This window comes from Sphingomonas sp. GW821-FHT03E12 (genome assembly GCF_059420685.1).
Genome location: NZ_JBWKUF010000004.1, coordinates 565270 through 583934 on the forward strand (window position 1 = coordinate 565270; position 18665 = coordinate 583934).

The following is an 18665-nucleotide window of genomic DNA, read 5'->3' on the forward strand; positions in this document are numbered from 1 at the left end:
CGGGCAAAGGAACTGGACGTCGTTGAGCATGGGACTGACCGCGATCGATATCATCGTGCTGATCTCCGTCGGGGGGGCAGCGGTGCTGGGCGTAATGCGCGGCTTCGTCACCGAAGTGCTGTCGCTGATGGCCTGGCTGCTGGTGGTGGTCGCGCTCAAGTTCCTCCACACGCCGCTCGCCGCGATCCTTGCCGATGCGGTCGGGACGGTTCAGGGCGCGGCGGTGCTGGCCTTTGCGCTGATCGCCGGCATCACCTTCTTTGGCGGGCGGCTGGTGGCGAACGCGATCGGGTCGCGCACCCGCAGCGGGCTGCTCGGACCGGTCGATCGCGCGCTCGGCTTCGGCTTCGGCGCGGTCAAGGGACTGATCCTGGTGAGCCTCGGCTTCCTGCTCGTCACGCTCGCGGTGGACACGGTCGGCGGCGGACCGTCGGAGCGGCCCGACTGGATGACGCAATCGCGTACCTATCCGCTGCTCAACGCGACCAGCGCGAGCATCGCCGAATTCGTCGACAAGCGCCGCCGCGGCGAGCCGGTGTTCGGTGAGGAAGAGGGCAATCAGAGCCTTGCGAACCGGGCCGGGCGCGATACATCGGGCGAATGAACGCGCCGCTCTACAACACACAGATTCTGCGGCTCGCGGCGTCGATCCCCTTTCATGAGCGGCTGGCCGATCCGATGGCCAGCGTCGAGAAGCGCTCGCCTGTCTGCGGGAGCCGGGTCGCGGTCGATGTCGATCTGGACGGCGAGGGCAGGGTGGCGGCGATCGGAATGACCGTCCGCGCCTGCGCGCTGGGGCAGGCTTCGGCGTCGCTGATGGGCGCGCATGCGGTGGGGCGGACGCTGGACGAGCTCGAGGCGGCGCGCGACGACCTCACCGCCTGGCTGGCGGGCGAACGCGATGCGCCGCCGGAATGGCCAGGCCTCGACATCTTCGCCCCCGCGCTGCCGCACAGCGCCCGGCATCCCTCGATCCGCCTGGGGTTTGAAGCCGTGGCTGAGGCTGCACGCAATGCTGCCAAGGTGCGCGCCTGATGGAACACGAGGCCGCCGCCGCGCACACTTACATCGCCGAATATGCGCCGCTGTTCGGCTTTGCGCTGGTGTTTGTGCTGATCTTCCGCCGCATGGGACTGGGCGCGACGCTGGGTTATCTCGTCGCCGGCGCGCTGGTCGGCCCGCAACTGCTCAACCTGGTCGGCGAGGCCGAGACCAAGATGGGTATCGCCGAATTCGGCATCGCCCTGCTGCTGTTCCTCGTCGGTCTCGAGCTGAGCCCGGCGCGGCTGTGGCGGATGAAGCAGGATATTTTCGGCTTCGGTCTGCTTCAGGTCGTGCTGTGCGGCCTCGTCATCAGCGCGGTGGTGGCGATCGGCGCGGGCTTCTCACCCGAGGCTGCGCTGGCGCTGGGCCTGCCGCTGGCGCTGTCATCGACCGCTCAGGTGCTGCCGATGCTGCAATCGGCGGGGCGGATGCGTACCCCGTTCGGCGAGCGCGCCTTCTCGATCCTGCTGTTCCAGGACCTGTCGATCGTCCCGCTGATCACGATCATCGCGGTGATGAGCCGCAATCCCGCCGATGCGGGCGGGCCGCCGGGATGGCTGCTGGGGCTCTACACCGTGCTCGCGATCGCGGGCCTCGTGCTGGCGGGCCGCTATGTGCTGCGGCCGCTGTTCCGGCTGATCGGCAATTGGGGCGAGCGCGAGCTGTTCGTGTTCGCAGGGCTGTTCACCGTGGTGGCGAGCGCAGCGCTGATGCAGTCGCTCGGCCTTTCCACCGCGCTCGGCGCCTTTGTCGCGGGCGTGATGCTCGCCGACAGCCCGTACCGGCACGAGCTCGAGGCGGATATCGAGCCGTTCCGCTCGATCCTGCTCGGGCTGTTCTTCCTCTCGGTCGGGATGCTGCTCGACCTCAGCGCGATCGCCGAGCGGCCGCTCTTCGTGATCGCGATGGCGGTGGCGCTGATCGCAACCAAGGCGGTGGTCATCACCGGCCTGGGCCTCGCTTTCCGCATGGGCTGGCGGCAGGCGCTGGCGCTGGGTCTGCTGCTCAGCCAGGGCGGCGAATTCGCCTTCGTGCTGTTCGCGCAGGCGCAGGACGCGCAGCTGATCGCCCCGGAGGCGGTCAGCGTGTTCAGCGCGGTCGTCACCCTGTCGATGGCGACCACGCCGTTCCTGATGATGTTCACCCGCCGCTTCCGCGCCGAGGAAACCGGTCCGGAGGGCGAGCGCGAAGGCCCGGTGGCGGACGGATCGAACGCGCTGATCATCGGCTATGGCCGCTTCGGCCAAACGGTGGGCCAGATGCTCAACGCACAGGGCATCGCGGTGACGCTGATCGACACCGATATCGAGATGATCGACATCGCCGGCCAGTTCGGCGCCAAGGTCTATTATGGCGACGGCACAAGGCTCGATCTGCTGCGTCAGGCGGGGGCGGGCGATGCCGAGCTGATCCTGTTCTGCCTCGATGGTGATCAGGTCAGCGCCGAGCTGGTCGAGGCGGTGCATGAGGCATTCCCGGACGCGTCGATCTTTGTCCGCGCCTATGACCGGCGCGCGTTGCTCAAGCTCAAGGGAAGCGCAGCCACGGGCGTCGTGCGCGAAGTCCTTGAATCCGCGATCGTCATGGCGCGGCGGGCGATGGATGCGGTGGGCGTCGATGCGCAGGAGATCGACCGCACCGAAGACCTCTACCGCCGCCGCGACCGCGAACGGCTGCGCATCCAGCACGAGGCGGGCGATATCCGCGCGGCACGCGAATCGATCATCGGCAACCCCGAACTCGACTGGCGCGCCGGGCGCGAGAAGCCGGCACCGCTCGAACCCAAATCGGAGAGTGACTGCGGATGAACTGGCTGGTGATCCTCGCCGCGCTGTCGGGCGCCATTGCGGTCGGTGCGGGCGCGTTCGGCGCGCATGGCGCGTCGGGCGAGGCGCAGGAATGGCTCAAGACCGGCGGGCAATATCAGCTGATCCATGCTGTCGCGGCGCTGGTCGCGGCACAGATGGGGGCGAAGGGTCCGGGCTGGCTGTTCGTCGCGGGCGGCGCGCTCTTCGCGGTGACTCTCTATGCGATGGCGCTGGGCGGGCCGCGCTGGCTGGGCGCGATCACCCCGATCGGCGGAACCGCGCTGATTGTGGGATGGTTATGGCTCGCATGGAGCGCGACGCGCTGACAATTTAGGGGGCAGGATGCAGCGGGGGCTGACCGGGATTGCCATCGTTTTGCTCGCGCCGCTGGCCCTGACGTCACTGGCGGCGTGCACCGATCAGGCCTCCAACCCCGCGCCGCCGCGCCTCACCGAGCCTTTGGTCCTCAAGGAACAGGCATCGACCATCCGTATCCCGGTTTCGATCCCGCTCAAGGAGCTTGAGGCGACGATCAATGCCGAGGTGCCACAGGTGCTGGAGCGGATCGACGAGCCGCAACAGGCGTGCATCAAGACCAGGAGCAAGCTGTTGCCCGATATCAGCTGCCGGCTGGTCGGCACCGTCCGCCGCGGGCACATCCGCCTCACCGGATCGGGCAATGTCCTGCGGCTGTCGATGCCGGTCAGCGCCGTGGTGCGCGCCGAGAATATCGGCAAGATCATCAAGCGTGAGACTGCGACCGGCGCGATGAACGTGACGGCGCGGGTGACCTTGAGCCTCAGCCGCGACTGGCGTCCGCATGCCAAGGTCGCGGCGGACTATAACTGGACCAACAAGATCGGGATCGATTTCCTTGGCCGGCGGATCACCTTTGCGTCGAAGGTCGATCCCAAGCTGCGGCAGATCCTGTCGGGCCTTGAGCGCACCCTGCCGCGCCATCTCGACAAGGTGCAGGCGCGGTCGCAGGTCCAGCGCATCTGGGCCAAGGGCTTCACCTCGGTGCGGGTCAAGACCAATCCGCAGATCTGGGCGCGCTTCACGCCCGAGCGGGTCGGCTTCTCGGGCTATTCGGTGCAGGGCGGCAACCTGGTCGTCGGTTTTGCCGGGCAGGCCAAGACCGAGACGGTGCTGGGCGAGCGTCCCGCCGATCCGCCGGTGACGCCGCTGCCCAATCTGATGGGCAATTTGCCGGGGCGCGGGATCAACGTCCATGTTCCGGTGCTGGTGCTCTACCCGTTGCTCGAGCGCGCGGCGCTGAGGGAATTGCAGGTGCCCGAATTCCGCGCAGTGGAGCTGAAGGGCGGGCTCAAGGCGAGCGCCGACTATCATCGCGTCACCATCTACGGCACGCCGCAGGGGCAGGTGGCGGTGGGCGTGGACATGACGCTCAGAACCGGGACGGTGACGACCAAGGGGAGTGTCTGGTTCGTCGCCAAGCCCGTGGTCGATATCGACAAGCGTATCGTCGGTATCCGCGATCTGGCGGTGGCCGGGGATACCGACAGCAAGGCGTTCAATACGCTGCTTCAGGTGGTCAACCAGACCAAGCTGCGTGACCGGATGATGGCCACGATCCGCTACGACTTCACCAAGGATTATGACGACGGACTCGCCAAGGCCGATGCCTGGCTGGCGGAACAGCCGTTCGAGGGCTTTGTGTTCAAGGGCGATATGGGGCAGGCGCATATCCGCGACGTCCGCCTTGCCCCTGAAGGCTTCCTGGTCGAGGCGGACGCTACGGCAACCGCGGCGATGACGCATAACCCTCGCCGGGCGGCGGTGCTGGTTGCCGAGCGGAGAGCCAAGAAGGCGGCGAAGGAGAAGGCAAAGGCGCTGGAGGCGACGAAAGCGGCGCGATAGGCTGACCACTTCCGGAGGAACCACGCCATGTCCAGCATCCGCCCGATCGTCCAGTTCGACACGCATGAGGTGCTGAACCAGCCGCCGCCGTTCGAGGAGGTTAACCTGTTCACCGGCGATCGCGCGCTGGCCGATGCGGTCACGCGGGCAGGTGGAGCACAGCATGCCGGGCGGCTGTCGGCCCTGGGCGCGCGTTGCGGGTCGGCCGAGGTGATCGACTGGGGCGTCGAGGCCAATCGCAACATTCCAGTGCTCGACAGCTTCGACCGCTATGGCCAGCGGATCGACGAGGTGCGTTTCCATCCGGCCTATCACCAGCTGATGCGGCTGGGGCTGGAGAGCGGGCTGGCCTCGATCGCGTGGGACGGGACGCCGGCGGGGCATGTCGCACATGCCGCGATCCTGTTCCTCACCGGCCAGGCGGATTCGGGGACGAGCTGCCCGATGACGATGACCTATGCTTCGGTTCCGGCGTTGCGCGCGACGGCGGAGGTCGCGGACGATTGGGTGCCGCGCATCACTGCGGGCCGCTACGACCCTGCTTCACGTCCGGCACCCGAAAAGGCCGGGGTGACGATCGGCATGGCGATGACCGAGAAACAGGGCGGTTCGGACGTCCGCGCCAACACAACGCGGGCCGAACCCGCCGGAGAGGACGGCTGGTACAGCCTGACCGGCCATAAATGGTTCTGCTCGGCGCCGATGTGCGACGCCTTCCTGACGCTCGCTTATGCCGAGGGAGGCCTCACCTGTTTCCTCGTCCCGCGCTGGCTGCCCGACGGCACGCGCAACGCGGGCTTCCGGGTGATGCGGCTCAAGGACAAGCTCGGCGACCGCTCCAACGCGTCGTCCGAGATCGAATATCATGGCGCGCTCGCGCAACGTCTGGGCGAGGAGGGGCGCGGGGTCGCGACGATCATCCAGATGGTCCAGCACACGCGGCTCGATTGCGTGATCGGATCCGCACAGCAGATGCGCGGCGCGCTGGCGCAGGCGCTGTGGCACACCGCGCACCGCTCGGCCTTCCAGCGCCGCCTGATCGACCAGCCGGCGATGGCGGCGGTGCTCGCCGATCTTGCGGTGGAGAGCGAGGCCGCCACTGCGCTCGGCCTGCGGCTGGCCCAGGCGTTCGACGAAAGCGATCCGGTCGCGCGGCTGCTGACCCCGATCGCCAAATACTGGGTGTGCAAGCGCGCGCCCGGCCATGTCTATGAGGCGATGGAATGCCATGGCGGCGCCGGCTATATCGAGGCGGGGCCGATGCCGCGGCTGTTCCGCCAGTCGCCGCTCAACGCGATCTGGGAAGGGTCGGGCAACGTCATTGCGCTCGACCTGCTCCGCGCGATCGGCCGCGAGCCTGAGGGCGTCGAGGCGCTGCAAGGCTTCTTGGCGGCGCAGCGCGGGCGCGATGCCGCCTATGACGCGTGGATCCGCGCGATCGACCTCAAATCGGCGAATGAGGGCAATGCCCGGCTGCTGGTCGAGCGGCTCGCGCTCGCGGCGCAGGCGGCGGTGCTGCTCGGCTGGGACAGTCCGGCGGCGGAGGCGTTCTGCCGGTTGCGGCTGACTCCGCGCGGGACTGCCTATGGCGCCTTCGATACGGTCATCGACACGCGCGCCCTGATCGAGCGCGCGATGCCGTGATCAGCTTCCGCCCAGAATCCGCGTCACTGCGCCGACGGTGACCGGGTGATATCCGGGCTTTGCCTTGTCGAAGATGCGCTGGGCGATCGGCATGCCCCAATCGCCCTGTGCCTTGAGCCCGCGATAGAGCGGGGTCACCAGCAGGTTGCGGCCGACACGGGTCAGATATTCCTCGAGCGCCAGGACGATCGGGTCATAGCGGTTGGCGATGGCGAGATCGAACCAGGCCGACTGGATGTACGCGTTGGTCGATTTGGTGAGGCCAAGCGCGTCGTCCAGCTCCTGCAGCCGCGCTGCGCTCTGCTGGCGCGGCAGCCCGCCGATCAGCCGCTGCCATTGCTGCGTCTGCCAGCCATCGGTCTTGATCGCGCTGGCGGGGCCGCCCGCATTGAACGCGGCGAGCATCGCGTCGACCTGCGCCAGCGTCTCCGACTTCACATGCACGGCGTTCGACGGGATGCCCGGCTCGAACACCCAGCGATCGAGCTGGAGCTTGGCTTCGAGGGCCTTGTCGCCCTTGATCAGATGCTTGCGGATATCCGCAAGGAAGCCGGCGCTGGTCTGCGGCTGGAAGGCGTGACGGTCGAAATAGCCCTTGAGATACACGTCCCATTTGGCGCGGCCGACCGTGGTTTCGATCGTGCGCAGGAAGGTGCTGCCCTTGAGATAATCAAGCTGCCCCGCGCCGTCGCCGGGGTCGCCGTGCAGGCGGGTGCTCTTGGCCGCATCGCCGCCCGCATTCTTCACGTCGCGGACCATCCCCGCATAGTCGAGGTCGGAATAGATCGCAGCGCGCTCCTTGCCGTAGAGCGATTCCATGATGCGGTTCTCGAAATAGGTCGTGAACCCTTCGTTGAGCCAGCCGTCCGCCCAGGTGGCGTTGGTGACGAGGTTGCCCGACCAGCTATGCGCCAGCTCGTGCGCGACGACATCGGTGTTCGAGCGGTCGCCGGTGAGCAAAGTCGGGGTCAGGAAGGTGAGGTTGGGGTTCTCCATGCCTCCGTACGGGAAGGAGGGCGGCAGGACGAGCATGTCGTAGCGGCCCCAGCGATAGGGGCCGTAGAGCGCCTGCGCCGCGTCGATCATCTTCTCGACATCGCCGAATTCGGCGACGGCTGCGTCGAGCATCCCGGGCTCCGACCAAACCCCCGAACGCGGGCCGATCGCCTTGAATTTGAGGTCGCCGACCGCGATCGCGATCAGATAGGGCGGAACCGGATTGGTCATGGTGAAGCGGAAGGCGCGCTTGCCGCCCGCCACCGGGGTTCCCGCCGGCGTATCGGCACGCGCGCTCATCGCCGCGACCAGCCCGTCGGGCACGCGCACCGTCGCCGACCAGGTCTGGCGGATGCCGGGGCTGTCCTGAGTCGGGATCCAGCTGCGGTTGTTGATCGACTGCCCCTGGCTGAACAGGAACGGCTTGGCCTTGCCCAGCGTCTGTTCGGGGGTGAGCCATTGCAGGGCCTGCGCGCCGGGTTTGGAGCGATAGGCGATGCGGATCTTCTTCGCCGTGCCGAGCTGGATGGTCAGCGCGCTGCCCAGCTCCTTGTCCCTGGCGCCGACGGTGTAGGCGAGCTTGCCGCCCCTGGCGTCGGTGATCGACTGGATATCGAGGTCCAGGACATCGAGCACGATCTCCTTCGCGCCCTTCGCTGCCAGTATGTCGAGCGTTGCAGTGCCGCCGATCGTCTTGCTGTCGAAATCGACATCGAGGTCGAGGTCGACATGCGTCACCCGTGCCTCGGCGGGGCGGGCATGGGTCCATGCATCCTTCGCCTCGGGCGTGGTCAGAATCGGCGCGACCTTCTGCGCAAGAGCGGGGGAGGCGGCGGTGGCGAGCAGCAGGGCTGCGAGGGCAAGGTTACGCATGGACGGTGTTGCTAGGCCGGGTTGGTATCCGCCGCAACTGCCCAAGCGAATGGTTTTCTATTCGCGGAAGGCGGCTTAGGCTCGCGCCATGCAGCACGTCATCCAGCACGCCACCCAGCAGTCCATCCAGCCGGTGGGTGAACAGCTCCGCCACTGGCGTTCCCGGCGACGCCTCAGCCAGCTCGATCTTGCGATGGAAGCGGGAATTTCTCAGCGGCATCTGAGCTTTGTCGAGAGCGGGCGTTCGCGGCCGGGCCGCGACATGGTGCTGCTGCTGGCCGAGAGCCTCGAACTGCCGCTGCGCGAGCGCAACCGGCTGCTGCTGGGTGCGGGCCATGCCCCGCATTTCGCCGAGCATGTGCTGGAGGACGACGCGATGGCCGATGTCCGCGAGGCGATGATGCTGATCCTCAAGGGGCATGAGCCGTTTCCCGCACTGGTGGTCGACCGCGCCTGGAACCTGGTCGCGCACAATGACGCGCTGGCGCCGCTGCTGGAGGGGGTGGCGCCGTGGCTGCTGGCGCGGCCGTGCAATGTTCTCAAGCTCAGCCTGCATCGCGAGGGGCTGGGGCCGCGCATCGTCAACTATGGCGAGTGGCGCGCGCATATCCTCTCGCGCCTGCGGCACGAGGCGAGGGCCACGGGGGACGCGACGATCGAAGCGGTGCTGGCCGAACTGGAGGCGATGCCTTCGCTTGAGCAGCGCCGCCAGCCGCCGGTGATCGCCGCCAGCCCGGTGGTGCCGCTCAAGCTGCGCACCGATCAGGGCGAACTCTCCTTCATCTCGACCACCACCGTGTTCGGCACGCCGCAGAATGTGACGCTGTCCGAACTGGCGATCGAAGCCTTCTATCCTGCCGACGCCGCGACCCGGGCAGCGCTGGGACGCTGAGACTTCCACGCCGCTCATGCGTTCTTCTCCGGTGAGGAGAAGTCTGATGAACGAGATGAGCGAGACCGCACATCCGATGATCGCGTCGGACCGCGTGGAAGGAACGCTGGTGTTCAACCGTGACGGTGAGCGGCTCGGCCGGGTCGAGCGCTTCATGGTCGACAAGGTTTCGGGCCATGCCCAATATGCGGTGATGTCGTTCGGCGGCCTGTTCGGGGTCGGCAGCCGCCACTATCCGCTGCCCTGGAAGGCACTCGATTTTGATCTTGGGAAAGGCGGTTATGTCGTCGATCTGACCAAGGAGCAGATCGAGGGCGCACCCGGCTATGACGCGCAGGGCGAAGAACCGAAATACGACCGCGCCTATCAGGAGCAGGTCTATACCTATTACGGCTTCCCCTACATCTGATCGAATCTGGGCGGAGGCACGCGTTAAGAACGCCCAGATCATCGGCCCGCGTACGGCTTGCCCCGGTAGATGAGGTGCCGGGTTTTCAGGAGGCGGACATGCTGCATCTGGCCTGCGCGGATCTTCTCGCGGGCACAGATGTAGAAGCTTCCGAACAGGCCGTCCGCCTTGCCGCTATGCTCCGTCGCGTCGCGCTGGTAGCGTTCGATCTCAGATGGGATCTGCTCATCGTCATCCTTCAGGGCGACGACGCGCGTGCTTCCGACAAGCCAGATACGGCGCAGGCTCGACCCATTGTATATCGAGAACCGACCTTGCACCCATTTGCACTGGCCCGCCAGCGCAGGCGCCGGGTTGGGTGGATTCAGGCCGGTAGCAGCGACAAGGGCCAGAACAGCGAGCATAATGGGGTCGCCATGTCAGTCAAACTGGCGGCATCGATACCAAGCGCCCTGATAACGGTCTATCAGTTTGGCTAGTCCGCCTTGGGCAGCCGCCAGCGCCCGGTCTCCATCCAACGGAGCATTGGCTTCAACGGCAGAATCCAGACGATCCCCGCGAAGACGTAGAAGACGAGCTGGACCAATGCCGGCCATTGGCCGACGGTGGCGGAGAAGCTGGCGACAGCGATGCACCACACCAGGATCAGTGCAATGATCGCGAACGCGCCGACGGGTTGGCGCCAGGAAGGGCCGGGGCTCATGCCGCAGCCTCGCCGAAATTCGCCGTTTCGGTGACGACACCGTGAAGCGGCACGTCCCATGGATCGGTGGCGAGCGCTTCGACCTGCTGGATCGACCAGGCGATCCCGATCCGCCATGCATCGGGAAGCCGCTCGAACACACGGTCATAATGACCCGCGCCTTGCCCCAGCCGGTTGAGCGCGGCGTCGAAGGCGAGCAGTGGGGTCAGCACGATATCGGGATCGGCCTCGGGCGCATCGGTCGAGGGTTGGCGCAGGCCGAGCGGGCCATCGATCAGCGGCTGGTCCGGATGCCATTCGAAGAAGCGTACCGGCGATTCGCGGCTGGTGACGTGGGGCAGCACGATCGCGCAGCCGCGTTCGCGCGCAGCGAAGGCGATTGCAGTCGGATCGGCCTCGCTGCCGATGGGAACGTAGCTGGAAATGGTGACGCCCGGCGCAAAGCGGGCAAGCAGCGCCGGCGGTGGTGCGATCACCCCGCCGATCGTCATCGCGAACTCGTCGCGCAACGCGCGCATCCGGGCGCGAAGGGTGCGTTTATCATCCATCGCGGAAGTCCGAATGCGTCAAAAACTCGTGTGGCGGGACCACCATGGGCCGTTGGCTGTGATATCCACTGACGCCCAAAACGTCAGGTGGGGACCATATGCTTCAGGCCTGGACCTGGGCAGGGACAGCCCCCGTGGATGATGAATAGCCTCAGGGATGATCGTAAGCTCGTACCGGGCAGAACCCGCCACGCGCAGATGTAGGGAATCTAGCCGCGATCCTCAAGTGCTGCCGCAACCGATTCGAGTCGGGCGGCGAGCGTGTCGAGCAGCACCGGGGATACGCCGCCCGGCGGGTTGCGCTCGGCCTCGTCGAGCAGATCGGCCAGGATCAGCGCGATGAACAGCATCGTGCGCTCTCCCGACATGCCGCCGGACGCGGCGAGCGCGGTCTCGGCATGTTTGTTGAGCATCCGCTCCAGCCGCTCGAGATGCACCTCTTCGCCATCGCGGCAGGAAATGGTGTGGCTGCGGCCGGCAACGGTGAGGGTGATCTGGCCCATTACTCAGCGGCCTCTGTGGTCTGCTTTTCGATCAGCGCATCGAGCGCCTCGATCGCGTCCTCGACCTTTTCGCGCAGAATCGTGTGACGCCGCTGGAGCGCGTCTGCGTCGAACGCGCGCTTTGCCGCCGCTGCCTCGATCCGCGCGAGTGCGCGCTCGATCCTCCCGAGCGCCGGGGATACCGCCTCCACCATAATGGGTGGATAGGCACGCTTTACCCGCCTCGCAAGCCCCCGGTGTTGACCTCCGCGCCTGCTCGCCCCATTGGCACGCCACATTCGATTCGCCGGGTCAGGCGGGATGCGGGCCCGGCATCAGGGGACTCGCCGTGACCGTTTCGTTCAGTGATCGCGCCAACGCCATCCGCGCGCTCGCGATGGATGCCATCGAGGCAGCAAATTCCGGCCATCCGGGCATGCCGATGGGCATGGCCGATGTCGCGACCGTCTTGTTCAGTGACTATCTGAAGTACGATCCCACCGACCCGAAATGGGCCGATCGCGACCGGTTCGTGCTGTCGGCGGGCCATGGTTCGATGCTGATCTATGCGCTGCTCAACCTGACCGGCTATGCGCGCCCGACGATCGAGGACATCGCCTCCTTCCGTCAGGTCGGCTCGCCCTGCGCCGGTCACCCCGAGAATTTCGAGCTTCCGGGCGTCGAATGCACCACCGGGCCGCTGGGCCAGGGCCTGGCGATGGCGGTGGGCATGGCGATCGCCGAGCGCCACCTCAATGCCGGTTTCGGCGACGATCTGGTCGATCACCGCACCTGGGTGGTTGCGGGCGACGGCTGCCTGATGGAAGGCATCAACCATGAGGCGATCGGCCTTGCCGGGCATCTGAAGCTCGGCCGCCTGATCGTGCTGTGGGACGACAACAAGATCACGATCGACGGCGCCGTGGAGCTGTCGTCGAACGAGGACATTCCCGCACGCTACGCCGCGACCGGCTGGCACGTCGTCGAGTGCGACGGGCATGACCCGGCGAGCATCAAGGCGGCGTTCGATGCCGCGTTGGCGGACGAGCGTCCGACGCTGGTCCGCTGCCGGACGATCATCGGCAAGGGCGCGCCCAACAAGCAGGGCACCTCGGCCACGCACGGCGCCGCGCTCGGCGCCGATGAAGTCGCCGCCGCGCGCGTCGAACTGAACTGGAACTACCCGCCCTTCGTCGTGCCCGACGATATCCGTGCCGCCTGGCTCGATGCCGGCAAGCGCGGCGCGCAGCCCCACGCCGCGTGGAGTGATCGCCTTGCAAATCACTCGGATCGTACCGAATTCGAGCGCCGCATGGCCGGTGACCTTCCCAATGGTTTCGCGCTCGACGCCTATATCGAAGGCCTTCTTGCCGATCCCAAGAAGGTCGCGACGCGCACCGCCAGCCAGATGGCGCTCGACGTCATCAATGCCGCGCTGCCCGAAACGATCGGCGGGTCAGCCGACCTCACCCCGTCGAACAACACGCTGACCAAGGGGCTGCAGGACTTCACCGCGGCGAACCGCGCGGGCCGCTATGTCCGCTACGGTATCCGCGAATTCGGCATGGCCGCGGCGATGAACGGCATGGCGCTCCACGGCGGCGTGCTGCCCTATGGCGGCACCTTCCTGGTCTTCTCCGACTATGCCCGCCCGGCGATCCGCCTCTCGGCGCTGCAGAATGCGCGCGTCGTCTATGTGATGACGCACGATTCGATCGGCCTTGGCGAGGACGGTCCGACCCACCAGCCGGTCGAGCATGTCATGTCGCTGCGCCTGATCCCGAACCTTGAGGTGTGGCGCCCGTGCGACGTGGTCGAGACCGCCGAGGCGTGGGGCGCATCGGTTGCGCGCAAGGACGGACCGTCGCTGCTCGCCCTCTCGCGCCAGAATCTGCCGCAGCTCAGCTCGGGCGGCGCTGCGAAGGGCGGCTACCGCCTCCAGGCCGCGCAGGCCGAGCGCAAGGTCGTGCTGATCGCCACCGGATCGGAAGTCGAGATCGCGGTCGCGGTCCGTGCCGAGCTGGAAGCGCAGGGGATCGGCGCCGACGTCGTCTCGCTGCCCTGCTGGTCGCGCTTCGACGCGCAGGACGCGGCCTATCATGCCGACCTGCTGCCCGAAGGCGTGCTGCGCGTCTCGATCGAGGCGGGCACGACGATCGGCTGGGAACGCTACACCGGCATCCACGGGCTGCGCTTCGGCATCGACCGCTTCGGCGCGTCGGGCCCCGGCCCCAAGCTCTACGAACATTTCGGGCTGACCGCCGCAGCGATCACGCCCCAGATTCTTGCAAGACTCTAAGGCTTTAGGAGGACATTGATGACGAGAGTTGCGATCAACGGGTTCGGACGTATCGGCCGGCTGGTGGCGCGCGCCATCCTCGAGCGCCCCGACAGCGGCCTTGAACTGGTGACGATCAACGACCTGGCGGACGCGAAGTCGAACGCCTGGCTGTTCAGCCGCGACAGCGTCCACGGCAAGTATCCGGGCACGGTCGAGGCGGACGGCGACGACATCGTCGTCGACGGCAAGCGCATTCGCGTGACCAAGGAGCGCGATCCCGCCAACCTCCCGCATGGCGAGCAGAACATCGATCTGGTGCTGGAGTGCACCGGCTTCTTCACCGACCGTGAGAGCTGCCAGAAGCACATCGATGCCGGCGCCAAGAAGGTGCTGATCTCGGCCCCGGGCAAGAATGTCGACCTGACCGTCGTCTATGGCGTCAACCACGACAAGCTGACCGCCGACATGACGATCGTCTCGAACGCGTCGTGCACCACCAACTGCCTCGCGCCGGTGGCCAAGGTGCTCAACGACACGGTCGGCATCGAGCGTGGCCTGATGACCACTATCCATGCCTACACCAACGACCAGAAGATCCTCGACCAGATCCATCCGGACATGCGCCGCGCGCGCGCTGCGGCGATGAGCATGATCCCGACCACCACCGGCGCCGCGCGTGCCGTTGGCGAGGTTCTGCCCGAGCTCAAGGGCAAGCTCGACGGTTCGTCGGTGCGCGTGCCGGTTCCCGATGGCTCGCTGATCGACCTGACCTTCACCCCGAAGCGCGACACCAGCGTCGAGGAAGTGAACTCGATCCTGAAGGCGGCGTCGGAAGCAGGCCCGCTCAAGGGCGTGCTCTATTATTCGGACGAGCCGCTGGTCTCGATCGATATCGTCCACACCCCGGCCTCGTCGACCATCGACAGCCTCGAGACCGCGGTGATCGACGGCAAGCTCGTTCGCGTCGTCAGCTGGTACGACAATGAATGGGGCTTCTCGAACCGCATGGTCGACACCGCTTCGACGATGGCGAAGCTGGGATAATGGGCCGTATCGCCGGCATCGCCCGCCACGCGTTCGCCAAGGCGCCGATCGAGACGATCGATCGCGCCGCGGTGACGCTGGAGGGCGGCATTGCCGGCGATTTCCGCGGCGCGATGAAGGGCAAGCCCTACAAGCGCCAGGTCTCGTTGATCGAGGCCGGAGATTGGGCCGCGGCGATGGCGCAGGTGGGGGGAAACCTCCCCTGGGAACAGCGCCGCGCCAATTTGCTGGTCGAGGGGCTCGACCTGCCGCAGGTCGCGGGCACAAGGCTGCGTATCGGCGCCGATGTGGTGCTCGAGATGACGGTCGAGACCGATCCGTGCGAGCGGATGAACGCGCTGGCCGACGGGTTGCGCGACGCGCTGACGCCCGACTGGCGCGGCGGCATATGTACGATGGTGATCGCCCCCGGCGAGATCGCGGTGGGCGACGAGATCAGGATCGAAGAATGAGCGAGCGAGCTTTCAAGACGCTGGACGATATGGGCGACGTCACCGGCAAACGCGTGCTGGTCCGTGAGGATCTGAACGTGCCGATGGCCGACGGCCATGTCACCGACGACACCCGCCTGCGCGCCGCGGTGCCGACGGTCAGCGAGCTCGCCGACAAGGGCGCGATCGTCCTGGTCCTCGCGCATTTCGGCCGTCCCAAGGCGCCGACGCCGGAGCTTTCGACCGCACAGCTCGTCCGCCCGTTCAGCCAGGTGCTCGGCCGTCCGGTCCGCTATATCGACTGGGAAGGCGACATCGAGTCGACCGCGACGCTTCAGCCCGGCGACATCGCGGTGCTCGAGAATACCCGCTTCTTCGGCGGCGAAGAGAAGAACGATCCCAAGGTGATCGACCGCTTCGCCGCGCTGGGCGACTTCTACGTCAACGATGCCTTTTCCGCTGCGCACCGTGCGCACGCGTCGACCGAGGGGCTGGCGCACCGGCTCCCGGCGTTCGCAGGCCGTCAGATGGAGGCCGAACTCGACGCGCTCGACAAGGCGCTGGGCAAGCCCGAGCATCCGGTCGCCGCGGTCGTCGGCGGCGCCAAGGTCTCGACCAAGCTCGACGTGCTCAAGCATCTGGTCGGCCAGGTCGATCACCTGATCATCGGCGGCGGCATGGCCAACACCTTCCTCGCCGCGCGCGGCGTCAATGTCGGCAAGTCGCTGTGCGAGCATGACCTGACCGGTACCGCCGAGGAGATCTTCGACGCGGCCGAGAAGGCGAACTGCACGATCCATCTGCCCTATGACGTGGTGGTGTCGAAGGAATTCGCCGCCAACCCGCCGAGCCTGCGCACCGTCAACGTGCACGAGGTCGCCGAGGACGAGATGATCCTCGACGTCGGCCCGGCGGCGAGCGAGGCGCTGGCGGACGTGCTCAAGAACTGCCGCACGCTCGTCTGGAACGGCCCGCTCGGCGCGTTCGAAACCAAGCCATTCGACACCGCGACCATGGCGCTCGCCCACACCGTCGCGGCGCTGACCAAGGAAGGGTCGCTGGTTTCGGTCGCGGGCGGCGGCGACACCGTTGCGGCGCTCAATCAGGCCGGCGTGGCGGACGACATGACCTTCGTCTCGACCGCGGGCGGCGCGTTCCTCGAATGGATGGAAGGCAAGGAGCTGCCGGGAGTCGCCGCGCTCGCGCGGTGATCTTCAGACCCGCTGCCTCAGACCCGTTGGTTGAGCAGCGGGGGCAACAGCTGGTTGAGATCGTCAAGGTCGAACGCGGCGGCCTTCGCATAGCGAAGCACCCCGTCGCGGCCGATCACGAAATTGGTCGGAACCGCGCCGTCGATCGGTCCGTAGGGCCCCTTCATCGACCGCGCCGACGGCATGTCGAGCTTCTCGAGAAACTTCTTGAGGCGGAAGAGCGGGATCGACCCCTCGGTGGTGATTGCGTAGATGCTGAGGCCCACGTCCTTGCGCAGGGCGTGATAGGTGTTGAGCAGCGGCAATTCCTTGCGGCACGGCACGCACCAGGTTGCCCAGAAGTTGAGCATGACGACGCGGCCGCGCAGCTCGGACAGCGTGACGACGCTGTCGTCGAGCAGCTTCAGCGAGAAATCGGGCGCCATTTCACCCACCGCAGGACGCTTGGGCGCGGCCATGCCCGTCGTCAGCAGTCCCGCCACAGGCAGAGCGGCCAGTTGCGTGACCATATTGCGTCGGTCGATCATGTTGCTTTCCCCCTTTGGAGAGGGTGGCGGCGGTCCATCCGTGCGTCAAGCGCGGCATTTGCCGCCCGCTGGCTACCGTTGTCAGGCTTTTCACCTGCGTGCCGCACTGCAATAGGCGCGGTTGCTACAAACGACTCAACATGAAGTCGCGGCATCCAAAAGCCGAAAGCTGGAGACTAGCCACAATGAATTTCACCGGGATGACCGCGAAGATTGCGGAAGGAAACGGTTTTATCGCCGCGCTCGACCAGAGCGGCGGTTCGACGCCCAAGGCGCTCAAGGGCTATGGCGTCGAGGAGGACGCCTATTCGGGCGACGAGGCGATGTTCGGCCTGATCCACGCGATGCGCAGCCGCATCATCACCGCGCCCAGCTTCACCGGCGACAAGGTGATCGGCGCGATCCTGTTCGAGCGCACGATGGACGGCCAGGTCGACGGCAAGCCGACCCCGCAGGCGCTGATCGAGCGCGGCGTCGTTCCCTTCATCAAGATCGACAAAGGGCTTGAGGCCGAGGAAAACGGCGTTCAGCTGATGAAGCCGATGCCCGAGCTCGATACGCTGCTCGCCCGCGCCAAGGGGCTGGGCGTGTTCGGCACCAAGGAGCGTTCGGTCGTCAACCTCGCCAACCGCGAGGGCATCGCCGCGATCGTCGCGCAGCAGTTCGAGGTGGGCCGCCAGGTGCTCGCCGCCGGCCTGATGCCGATCCTCGAGCCCGAGGTGAACATCAAGTCGCCCGAGCGTGCCCAGGCCGACGCGATCCTGCGCGACGAGATCCTCAAGCACCTCGACGCCATGACCGGCGACGACAAGGTGATGCTCAAGCTGTCGATCCCGGCGCAGCCCGGCTTGTTCGACGCGCTGGTCGATCATCCGCGCGTGCTGCGCGTCGTCGCGCTGTCGGGCGGGTTCAAGCGCCCCGAGGCGTGCGCCGAACTGGCGAAGAACCGCGGCATGATCGCAAGCTTCAGCCGCGCGCTGCTCGAGGATCTGCGCCACGGCATGACCGATGCCGAGTTCGACGCATCGCTCGGTGCTGCGATCGACGAGATCCACGCCGCGTCGACCGCCAAGACGGCGGTGGCGGCCTGACGCTCTCGCCCCGGCTGCGCGCCGCGGTCGCGGCACTGCCGCTCGCGCCGGGGATCCGCGTGCTCGAAATCGGCTGCGGCCCGGGCGCCGCGGCGCGCGCGGTCGCGGAACGGATCGGCGACGGTCCGGTGCTGGGCATCGACCGGTCCGCCCGTGCGATCGCGCAGGCGCGCGCCGGGACGGACGACCCCCGCGTGACTTTTCGCGAGGCTGCGGTCGAGGATTTCGAACTGGAGCCGGGGGAGGCGCCGTTCGATCTCGCCTTCGCGTTCCGGGTCGGCGCGCTCGACGGGCGCCATCCCGAGCTGGAGGCGCGCGCCAAAGCGCGGATCGCCGCGGCGTTACGGCCCGGCGGGCGCTTGTGGATCGACGGTGGCGACCCGCTCCGCGAGATCGGTTTGCGCTAGTAGCCGCCCTGAAAGGTGAAGGCGAAGCGATAGTCGCGCGGCTTGATCGCCACGTCGGTGCGCTTGTCGGGCGTCACTGAAACCAGCGTCAAGCCGCCGTCCGCCACCTGCACCGGCTCGCCCATCGTCAGGTCGAGCGTGCGCTGCCACGCGCCGCCCGTCACCTTGACGCGCAGCACCACCCGGCCCGCCCAGACGCAGCGTGCGTTCATCGGGCAGCGGCTGTCCTCGATCACCTTGATCGGCGTGACGCGCGGGCCGTCGACATAGACGGTCTGGCCGAGCCGCGCCGGGCCTGCCGGGGGCTGGCTGGGGGAATTGGCGGCGGTTGCGGCGCAGCCGGCCAATGCCATGGATGCGATCGCTGCTGGAATCAGAGCCTTTGTCATGGGG

22 protein-coding genes are annotated in these 18665 nt (G+C 67.1%); 14 read left to right on the forward strand and 8 right to left on the reverse strand.

Features of this window, described 5'->3' with window-relative positions; all coding sequences use genetic code 11:
- Nucleotides 1–28: 28 nt before the first annotated feature.
- From AC07TU_RS15890 to AC07TU_RS15915, 6 genes are read left to right on the forward strand one after another with little or no spacing between them, the layout of a single operon-like run.
- On the forward strand, nt 29–604 hold the full coding sequence (locus AC07TU_RS15890) for a CvpA family protein (RefSeq protein WP_495189027.1): 576 nt from the start codon (nt 29–31) through the stop codon (nt 602–604).
- Nucleotides 601–1035, forward strand: coding sequence for an iron-sulfur cluster assembly scaffold protein (locus tag AC07TU_RS15895; protein WP_495188886.1), 435 nt, complete (start codon nt 601–603; stop codon nt 1033–1035). The genes AC07TU_RS15890 and AC07TU_RS15895 overlap by 4 nt, the downstream gene beginning before the upstream one ends.
- Nucleotides 1035–2852, forward strand: a complete 1818-nt coding sequence (locus AC07TU_RS15900; RefSeq protein ID WP_495188887.1) for a cation:proton antiporter domain-containing protein — start codon at nt 1035–1037, stop codon at nt 2850–2852. Before AC07TU_RS15895 ends, AC07TU_RS15900 begins: the two co-directional genes overlap by 1 nt.
- Nucleotides 2849–3178, forward strand: coding sequence for a DUF423 domain-containing protein (locus tag AC07TU_RS15905; protein WP_066576113.1), 330 nt, complete (start codon nt 2849–2851; stop codon nt 3176–3178). The genes AC07TU_RS15900 and AC07TU_RS15905 overlap by 4 nt, the downstream gene beginning before the upstream one ends.
- A 16-nt stretch (nt 3179–3194) precedes the next feature.
- A complete protein-coding gene (locus tag AC07TU_RS15910; protein ID WP_495188888.1) occupies nt 3195–4733 on the forward strand; it encodes a DUF4403 family protein in 1539 nt (512 codons plus the stop codon).
- A 27-nt stretch (nt 4734–4760) separates the two neighbouring features.
- Nucleotides 4761–6377, forward strand: coding sequence for an acyl-CoA dehydrogenase family protein (locus AC07TU_RS15915; RefSeq protein ID WP_495188889.1), 1617 nt, complete (start codon nt 4761–4763; stop codon nt 6375–6377).
- Here the strand turns inward: AC07TU_RS15915 and AC07TU_RS15920 are convergent, their stop codons facing one another.
- Nucleotides 6378–8246 carry a M1 family metallopeptidase gene (locus AC07TU_RS15920; protein ID WP_495188890.1) on the reverse strand — a complete coding sequence of 623 codons (1869 nt, stop codon included), beginning with the start codon at nt 8244–8246 and terminating at the stop codon, nt 6378–6380.
- An 88-nt stretch (nt 8247–8334) separates the two neighbouring features.
- Here AC07TU_RS15920 and AC07TU_RS15925 point away from each other — a divergent pair, with 88 nt between their 5' ends.
- Together AC07TU_RS15925 and AC07TU_RS15930 are read left to right on the forward strand one after the other, a co-directional pair.
- Nucleotides 8335–9138 (forward strand): helix-turn-helix domain-containing protein, encoded by an 804-nt coding sequence (locus AC07TU_RS15925; protein WP_495188891.1) that lies wholly within the window; start codon nt 8335–8337, stop codon nt 9136–9138.
- Between the two features lie 46 nt (nt 9139–9184).
- The gene (locus AC07TU_RS15930) at nt 9185–9547 is read left to right on the forward strand and encodes a PRC-barrel domain-containing protein (protein ID WP_495188892.1); all 363 of its coding nucleotides are present in this window, start codon (nt 9185–9187) and stop codon (nt 9545–9547) included.
- 38 nt (nt 9548–9585) lie between these two features.
- Here AC07TU_RS15930 and AC07TU_RS15935 read toward each other — a convergent pair whose 3' ends face one another.
- The 5 genes from AC07TU_RS15935 to AC07TU_RS15955 form a co-directional block, all read right to left on the reverse strand.
- Nucleotides 9586–9951, reverse strand: coding sequence for a hypothetical protein (locus tag AC07TU_RS15935; protein WP_495188893.1), 366 nt, complete (start codon nt 9949–9951; stop codon nt 9586–9588).
- Between the two features lie 71 nt (nt 9952–10022).
- The gene (locus AC07TU_RS15940) at nt 10023–10250 is read right to left on the reverse strand and encodes a DUF2842 domain-containing protein (protein WP_495188894.1); all 228 of its coding nucleotides are present in this window, start codon (nt 10248–10250) and stop codon (nt 10023–10025) included.
- Nucleotides 10247–10798 carry a 5-formyltetrahydrofolate cyclo-ligase gene (locus AC07TU_RS15945; RefSeq protein ID WP_495188895.1) on the reverse strand — a complete coding sequence of 184 codons (552 nt, stop codon included), beginning with the start codon at nt 10796–10798 and terminating at the stop codon, nt 10247–10249. The genes AC07TU_RS15940 and AC07TU_RS15945 overlap by 4 nt, the downstream gene beginning before the upstream one ends.
- Nucleotides 10799–11007: 209 nt before the next feature.
- Nucleotides 11008–11301: a cell division protein ZapA gene (locus AC07TU_RS15950; protein ID WP_495188896.1), complete on the reverse strand. Its 294-nt coding sequence runs from the start codon at nt 11299–11301 to the stop codon at nt 11008–11010.
- Nucleotides 11301–11495, reverse strand: a complete 195-nt coding sequence (locus AC07TU_RS15955; RefSeq protein WP_495188897.1) for a hypothetical protein — start codon at nt 11493–11495, stop codon at nt 11301–11303. Before AC07TU_RS15955 ends, AC07TU_RS15950 begins: the two co-directional genes overlap by 1 nt.
- A gap of 134 nt (nt 11496–11629) precedes the next feature.
- Here AC07TU_RS15955 and tkt point away from each other — a divergent pair, with 134 nt between their 5' ends.
- From tkt to AC07TU_RS15975, 4 genes are read left to right on the forward strand one after another with little or no spacing between them, the layout of a single operon-like run.
- Nucleotides 11630–13579, forward strand: a complete 1950-nt coding sequence (gene tkt / locus AC07TU_RS15960) for a transketolase (RefSeq protein WP_495188898.1) — start codon at nt 11630–11632, stop codon at nt 13577–13579.
- A 15-nt stretch (nt 13580–13594) separates the two neighbouring features.
- Nucleotides 13595–14605, forward strand: a complete 1011-nt coding sequence (gene gap / locus AC07TU_RS15965; protein ID WP_495188899.1) for a type I glyceraldehyde-3-phosphate dehydrogenase — start codon at nt 13595–13597, stop codon at nt 14603–14605.
- Entirely contained in the window at nt 14605–15057 is a 453-nt protein-coding gene (locus tag AC07TU_RS15970) for an MOSC domain-containing protein (protein WP_495188900.1), read from the forward strand. The genes gap and AC07TU_RS15970 overlap by 1 nt, the downstream gene beginning before the upstream one ends.
- On the forward strand, nt 15054–16247 hold the full coding sequence (locus AC07TU_RS15975) for a phosphoglycerate kinase (RefSeq protein WP_495188901.1): 1194 nt from the start codon (nt 15054–15056) through the stop codon (nt 16245–16247). The genes AC07TU_RS15970 and AC07TU_RS15975 overlap by 4 nt, the downstream gene beginning before the upstream one ends.
- A gap of 17 nt (nt 16248–16264) precedes the next feature.
- On the opposite strand, the gene AC07TU_RS15980 is transcribed toward AC07TU_RS15975, so the two are convergent.
- The gene (locus tag AC07TU_RS15980; RefSeq protein ID WP_495188902.1) at nt 16265–16774 is read right to left on the reverse strand and encodes a TlpA disulfide reductase family protein; all 510 of its coding nucleotides are present in this window, start codon (nt 16772–16774) and stop codon (nt 16265–16267) included.
- Nucleotides 16775–16959: 185 nt separating this feature from the next.
- Between AC07TU_RS15980 and AC07TU_RS15985 the strand changes: the two genes are divergently transcribed.
- Nucleotides 16960–17865, forward strand: coding sequence for a fructose bisphosphate aldolase (locus tag AC07TU_RS15985; protein WP_495188903.1), 906 nt, complete (start codon nt 16960–16962; stop codon nt 17863–17865).
- A gap of 14 nt (nt 17866–17879) precedes the next feature.
- A complete protein-coding gene (locus AC07TU_RS15990; protein ID WP_495189028.1) occupies nt 17880–18272 on the forward strand; it encodes a class I SAM-dependent methyltransferase in 393 nt (130 codons plus the stop codon).
- Here AC07TU_RS15990 and AC07TU_RS15995 read toward each other — a convergent pair.
- Nucleotides 18269–18661 carry a hypothetical protein gene (locus AC07TU_RS15995; protein WP_495188904.1) on the reverse strand — a complete coding sequence of 131 codons (393 nt, stop codon included), beginning with the start codon at nt 18659–18661 and terminating at the stop codon, nt 18269–18271. The two genes, AC07TU_RS15990 and AC07TU_RS15995, sit on opposite strands and share 4 nt — an antisense overlap.
- Nucleotides 18662–18665: the final 4 nt, after the last annotated feature.

What these genes read in the sequence shown, in the direction of transcription:
- AC07TU_RS15890 (WP_495189027.1), top strand. Translation starts at nt 29, where the DNA reads ATGGGACTGACCGCGATCGATATCATCGTGCTGATCTCCGTCGGGGGG.
- AC07TU_RS15945 (WP_495188895.1), bottom strand. Translation starts at nt 10,798, where the DNA reads ATGGATGATAAACGCACCCTTCGCGCCCGGATGCGCGCGTTGCGCGAC.
- AC07TU_RS15980 (WP_495188902.1), bottom strand. Translation starts at nt 16,774, where the DNA reads ATGATCGACCGACGCAATATGGTCACGCAACTGGCCGCTCTGCCTGTG.
- AC07TU_RS15940 (WP_495188894.1), bottom strand. Translation starts at nt 10,250, where the DNA reads ATGAGCCCCGGCCCTTCCTGGCGCCAACCCGTCGGCGCGTTCGCGATC.
- AC07TU_RS15905 (WP_066576113.1), top strand. Translation starts at nt 2,849, where the DNA reads ATGAACTGGCTGGTGATCCTCGCCGCGCTGTCGGGCGCCATTGCGGTC.
- AC07TU_RS15900 (WP_495188887.1), top strand. Translation starts at nt 1,035, where the DNA reads ATGGAACACGAGGCCGCCGCCGCGCACACTTACATCGCCGAATATGCG.
- AC07TU_RS15915 (WP_495188889.1), top strand. Translation starts at nt 4,761, where the DNA reads ATGTCCAGCATCCGCCCGATCGTCCAGTTCGACACGCATGAGGTGCTG.
- AC07TU_RS15970 (WP_495188900.1), top strand. Translation starts at nt 14,605, where the DNA reads ATGGGCCGTATCGCCGGCATCGCCCGCCACGCGTTCGCCAAGGCGCCG.
- AC07TU_RS15895 (WP_495188886.1), top strand. Translation starts at nt 601, where the DNA reads ATGAACGCGCCGCTCTACAACACACAGATTCTGCGGCTCGCGGCGTCG.
- AC07TU_RS15925 (WP_495188891.1), top strand. Translation starts at nt 8,335, where the DNA reads ATGCAGCACGTCATCCAGCACGCCACCCAGCAGTCCATCCAGCCGGTG.
- AC07TU_RS15935 (WP_495188893.1), bottom strand. Translation starts at nt 9,951, where the DNA reads ATGCTCGCTGTTCTGGCCCTTGTCGCTGCTACCGGCCTGAATCCACCC.
- AC07TU_RS15955 (WP_495188897.1), bottom strand. Translation starts at nt 11,495, where the DNA reads ATGGTGGAGGCGGTATCCCCGGCGCTCGGGAGGATCGAGCGCGCACTC.
- AC07TU_RS15930 (WP_495188892.1), top strand. Translation starts at nt 9,185, where the DNA reads ATGAACGAGATGAGCGAGACCGCACATCCGATGATCGCGTCGGACCGC.
- AC07TU_RS15985 (WP_495188903.1), top strand. Translation starts at nt 16,960, where the DNA reads ATGAATTTCACCGGGATGACCGCGAAGATTGCGGAAGGAAACGGTTTT.
- AC07TU_RS15995 (WP_495188904.1), bottom strand. Translation starts at nt 18,661, where the DNA reads ATGACAAAGGCTCTGATTCCAGCAGCGATCGCATCCATGGCATTGGCC.
- AC07TU_RS15910 (WP_495188888.1), top strand. Translation starts at nt 3,195, where the DNA reads ATGCAGCGGGGGCTGACCGGGATTGCCATCGTTTTGCTCGCGCCGCTG.
- AC07TU_RS15950 (WP_495188896.1), bottom strand. Translation starts at nt 11,301, where the DNA reads ATGGGCCAGATCACCCTCACCGTTGCCGGCCGCAGCCACACCATTTCC.
- AC07TU_RS15975 (WP_495188901.1), top strand. Translation starts at nt 15,054, where the DNA reads ATGAGCGAGCGAGCTTTCAAGACGCTGGACGATATGGGCGACGTCACC.
- AC07TU_RS15920 (WP_495188890.1), bottom strand. Translation starts at nt 8,246, where the DNA reads ATGCGTAACCTTGCCCTCGCAGCCCTGCTGCTCGCCACCGCCGCCTCC.